The sequence below is a fragment of the Frankia sp. AiPs1 genome (assembly GCF_023716945.1).
Taxonomy (GTDB): Bacteria; Actinomycetota; Actinomycetes; order Frankiales; family Frankiaceae; genus Frankia.
Genome location: NZ_JAMQQF010000915.1, coordinates 1 through 1,491 on the forward strand (window position 1 = coordinate 1; position 1,491 = coordinate 1,491).

At 75.3% G+C, this 1,491-nt stretch carries 1 protein-coding gene; it reads left to right on the top strand.

Features of this window, described 5'->3' with window-relative positions; genetic code table 11:
- Positions 1–1,491, top strand: a 1,491-nt coding sequence (eccCb, locus tag ND748_RS31835) for a type VII secretion protein EccCb (RefSeq protein WP_251749982.1), incomplete at both ends; no start/stop codon positions are given.

The following is a 1,491-nucleotide window of genomic DNA, read 5'->3' on the forward strand; positions in this document are numbered from 1 at the left end:
ACGGGGGGCTGCGCGTCCCGGTGGGGCTGCTCGACCAGCCGCTGCTGCAGCGGCGCGACCCGCTGTGGGTCGACCTGGCCGGCGGCGCCGGGCACATGGTCGTCGTCGGCGGTCCCGGCAGCGGCCGCAGCACGCTGCTGCGCACTCTGGTGTGCGGCCTCGCCCTGTGCCACACGCCGGCCGAAGTGCAGGTCTACGGCCTGGACTTCGGCGGTGGCGCGTTGGTCGGGTTGCGGGCGCTGCCGCACGTCGGCGGGGTGGCGACCCGGCTCGACGTCAGCCAGGTGCGGCGCACCGTCGCCGAGCTGACCCAGCTTCTCGTGCACCGCGAGCGGGTGTTCGCCGCGGCGGGCGTCGACTCCATGGCCACCTACCGCCGGCTGCGGGCGGCCGGGCACGTCCCCGACGACCCGTTCGGCGACGTCATCCTCGTCATCGACGGCTGGGCCACCGTCCGCGCCGACTTCGAGGATCTCCAGGACCCGCTGGCCGAGCTCGGCAACCGGGGCCTGTCCTACGGCATCCACCTCGTCGCCGCGGCCACCCGCTGGATGGACCTGCGCCCGTCGATCCGCGACGTGTTCGGCACCCGGTTGGAGCTGCGCCTCGGCGAGCCCGGGGACTCCGCGCTGGACCGTCGCACGGCGATGAACGTGCCCGACGCCATGCCCGGACGCGGCATCACCGTCGACCGGTTGCACTTCCTCGCCGCCCTGCCGCGCATCGACGCCCAGCGCGACGCCACCAGCGTCGCGGCCGGCGCGCAGGATCTGGCCGGCCGGATCGCGCAGGCGTGGGACGGCCACCGCGCCCCGCCGGTGCGCCTGCTGCCGACCAGCGTCGCCCTCGCGGACCTGCCGGCCGAGGCCCCGGACGGCGGTATCCCCATCGGCATCGCCGAAACCGACCTGGGGCCGGTGACGATCGACTTCGACAGTCATCCGCACTTCCTCGTCTACGGCGACGGCGGGTCGGGCAAGACCGCCTTCCTACGCGCCCTCGCCCGGTCGATCATGGGCCGGTACAGCCCAGGCGAGGCGCGCCTGATGGTCATCGACACCCGGCGGACCCTGCTCGGCGTGGTGGACCCGGACTACCTGCTCGGCTACGGCACCTCGGCCGCGGTCACCCGCGCGATGATCGGCGAGGTCGTCGAGGTCATGCGGGAACGGCTGCCGCCGCCCGACGTCACCGCCGACCAGCTCCGCACGCGGGACTGGTGGCGGGGGCCGACGCTGTACCTGCTCGTCGACGACTACGACCTGGTGGCCACGGGCGGCCAGCCCAGCCCGCTGCTGCCGCTGGTGGAGTTCTTCGGCCAGGCCGCCGACATCGGCCTGCGGGTCGTGCTCACCCGGCGCACCGGCGGCGCCGCCCGCACGGCCTACGAACCGGTCCTGCTCGGCCTGCGCGAGCTCAGCCCGCCCGGCCTGCTGCTGTCCGGCAGCCGGGACGAGGGGCCGCTGCTCGGCGGCCTGCGTCCGGCGGAGC